The sequence below is a fragment of the Mongoliibacter ruber genome, from assembly GCF_003003005.1.
GTDB classification, from domain to species: domain Bacteria; phylum Bacteroidota; class Bacteroidia; order Cytophagales; family Cyclobacteriaceae; genus Mongoliibacter; species Mongoliibacter ruber.
In genome coordinates, this window is record NZ_PVTR01000036.1 from 1 (window position 1) to 2,887 (window position 2,887).

General features: G+C 41.8%; 2 protein-coding genes. Both read right to left on the reverse strand.

The genetic code is table 11. The annotated features are described in order from the left end of the window. Nucleotides 1-53: 53 nt before the first annotated feature. Nucleotides 54-1,226 (reverse strand): IS110 family RNA-guided transposase, encoded by a 1,173-nt coding sequence (locus tag CLW00_RS21100; protein ID WP_106135694.1) that lies wholly within the window; start codon nt 1,224-1,226, stop codon nt 54-56. A 473-nt stretch (nt 1,227-1,699) separates the two neighbouring features. Next, nucleotides 1,700-2,887, reverse strand: a 1,188-nt coding sequence (gene ltrA, locus CLW00_RS21105) for a group II intron reverse transcriptase/maturase (protein WP_106135695.1), incomplete at its 5' end; no start/stop codon positions are given.

Sequence of the window (2,887 nt, forward strand, 5' to 3'; positions counted from 1 at the left end):
TAATCGAGGTACTGTCTTAAATTCCAAGTAATTTTTAAAGGTTTTTATTAAATTTACAATAGCGAAAAGAGGGCTTCAGGCGATTCTTTGCACGGAAGTTCATCTACTGTAGGACTGGTTTTCTCCGGTCCTACTTTTTTGGTGGATCCTTCGGATCCAAGCGAAAAGAAGGACTTAGACTCATCATTACCGGAATATTCTAGGTGATTTATATGATAAAGTGGATTATATTCTTGGTCTTTTTTCCACAATGCCCATATTAAAATCAATAATTTTCTCTGAACAGCTACGTATGCCTGCATTTTCGTTTTCCCTTTGGCAATTAGCCTTTCATACAACGCTTTAAATGGACCTTCTTGATATCTGACTACTCCGAAAGCAGGGAGGTGCATTGCCCTGCGGATATGGGCGTTCCCTTTTTTGGACATTTTTGTTCTGCCATTATGCTTACCAGATTGATTCTCCACTATGTCGTATCCTGAATAGCTAACAAGTTGTCCTTGGTTTTCAAAGGTTTCAAAACCATTTGTTTCAGCCAGCAGGACTGCTATGGTTTTTATTCCAACCCCTTTTATTTGTTTGATTTTATCTACTCTGGATGAAAGCTTCTCATCTTCCTTGATCAGTTTTTTAATCGCACTATCTATCTTTTCTATGCCCTTTTCCAGTTCCTTTATTAATTTATTGAGGTTTCTCTCAACTTCTTTAACTGGATAAGCACTGTGTTCCAGCGCATGTAACTGATTCAAAAATACCGTACGCTGGTTGTTGAAGTCCTCTAATTGACGGGTGAGCAACCGTAACCGGTAAATATTTTTTGACAGGGGTTGCCACTGTGGTAAATTCTGCTCAAGGCCCATTTTTGCCAGTCCTTTTGCATCAATTTTGTCATTTTTACTCTTGTTGCCGATTGCTTGGAGGTATCGCTTTGCCTTGGTAGGTAAAATGACTGAAACTGTGTATTCTCGCTCATGTAGGTACCAGGCAAACTGTTCGTAATAAATGCCAGTGGCTTCCATCAATACACGCAATTCACAGGATTTTGAACGTTTGCTTTCCAGCCATTTAACGAATTCTCGGAATCCTTTCCCGTTGTTAGCAAACTTGCGGGAGCCTTTAACTTTTACTTGCCGCCTTATATCCATTGTCGATAATACAACATCTAAAGTATCCTTGGAAACGTCAATCCCAACATTTTGAATTAATAATGATCTGCTTTCTTCCATATAATAGCTTGTTTTGGTCAATAAATTTTCAACCCATTTTTACCTTTACTCACAGCTGATACAAGGTCATGATAAACAAACCACGCCTTTAGGTACTGTTCTGGCTTCGGGTTGAATGAAGGAAGGGGCTTTCTCGATTGGAACATCTTGGTGTTTAGTAGCCGGATTATTCCCTTCCTTCAATTTTTTCATCATCTAATATAATAACCGCTTAAAATTTTATTAATTAGTCTCAAGGATATGGTTTACTATTCTGGCTTTGGATTGAAAGAAGAAAGGGGCTTTCTCGACTGCAACATCATAGTGTTTAGAAGGTAGTTTACTCCCTTCCTTTAATTTCTTTATCAACTGACATTTTAATTTAAATCAATGGCTTTGTTTGCTTTTTTAAAGATATGAGTAGACGGCCGTGAGCCATAAGCTCACGGTGCGCCTCTCACACCACCGTACGTACGGGTCTCGTATACGGCGGTTCACTGGATTGTAGGTTGCGTTTTGAGGTAGTAGGAAAGCATGGATTCATACCCTTTTCTTCTTAAGCGGGACAAAGTTATTGTAGTGATCAGAATCGGACTTTGGGCAACAGCCCATCCCCCTTTCCTGGTTCTACTCCATGCATAGGCATGGTCTTGATCCACTCCCAATCTTATCAGGTTTTTACGTTTCCGCTCGGGCTTTTTCCAGTCGTGCCAGATACAGTAGCGAAGTCGGTTTCTCAACCACTCATCGAGTGATTTCAGCTTTGCGGAGATACTTGCAAGGCGGTAATTATTTACCCATCCCCGCCAGATCTCTGCCAGCTTTTTAAGTCGTTTTTCTAAGCTGTAAGGTTTGGTTTTCTTGGTGATCTGCTTGAGCTTGCGTTTGAGTGATTCCCAGCTGTTCTTTTTCACTACCAATTGGTATTTCCCCTTGACTCCTTTTTGATAAGTCGGTACAAATGTATGTCCCAGCATCTCAAAATTGGATGGTCTTCGGATGCCGCTTTTCTCCCTGTTGATGGGAAGTCGGAGCTTTTCCTTTAGAAAAAGGTAAATCTCGTTGCCCACTTTTCTGGCTTCCGTCTTTGACTTGGTGTAGATGCTGAAATCATCTGCATATCGGACATACTTCAGGTTTCTCCTTTCCAGTTCCTTATCAAGTAAATCCAGAAGGATGTTGGATAGAAGAGGGCTGATGGGAGATCCTTGTGGTACGCCTTTTCTACGCCTGTGCAGTTTTCCGTTGATCTGGATGGGTGCACGCAGCCACTTTCGGATAAGCCTTAGGCTTGTCGGGCATTTTACCCGTTGGTAGATCAATTGAAGTAGAACCGAATGGTCAACTTCGTCAAAGAATCCTTTAAGATCGATGTCCACTATATCTTGATAGCCATCATTGATGTTTTTCAGGGCTTGAGTTGCCGCCTTATGGATGTTCTTTTCGGGACGGAAGCCGTAGCTGTGTTCCTTGAACGTAAGTTCATACTTGGTCATCAGCACTTGGCTTACCGCCTGTTGGAGCCATCTGTCTACCACTGTGGGAACTCCAAGCAATCTTGTCTTTCCATTGCTCTTGGGTATCTCTACCCCTTTGATAGGTTTGGGCGCATACGTATGGTTGAGGATGGATGTGGCAATCCTGTCCCTGTTGCTTTCCAGGTAGGAGAACAGTTCGGTGAC

Excerpts from the sequence above, each read along its gene's own strand:
- CLW00_RS21100 (WP_106135694.1), bottom strand. The coding sequence starts at position 1,226 with ATGGAAGAAAGCAGATCATTATTAATTCAAAATGTTGGGATTGACGTT.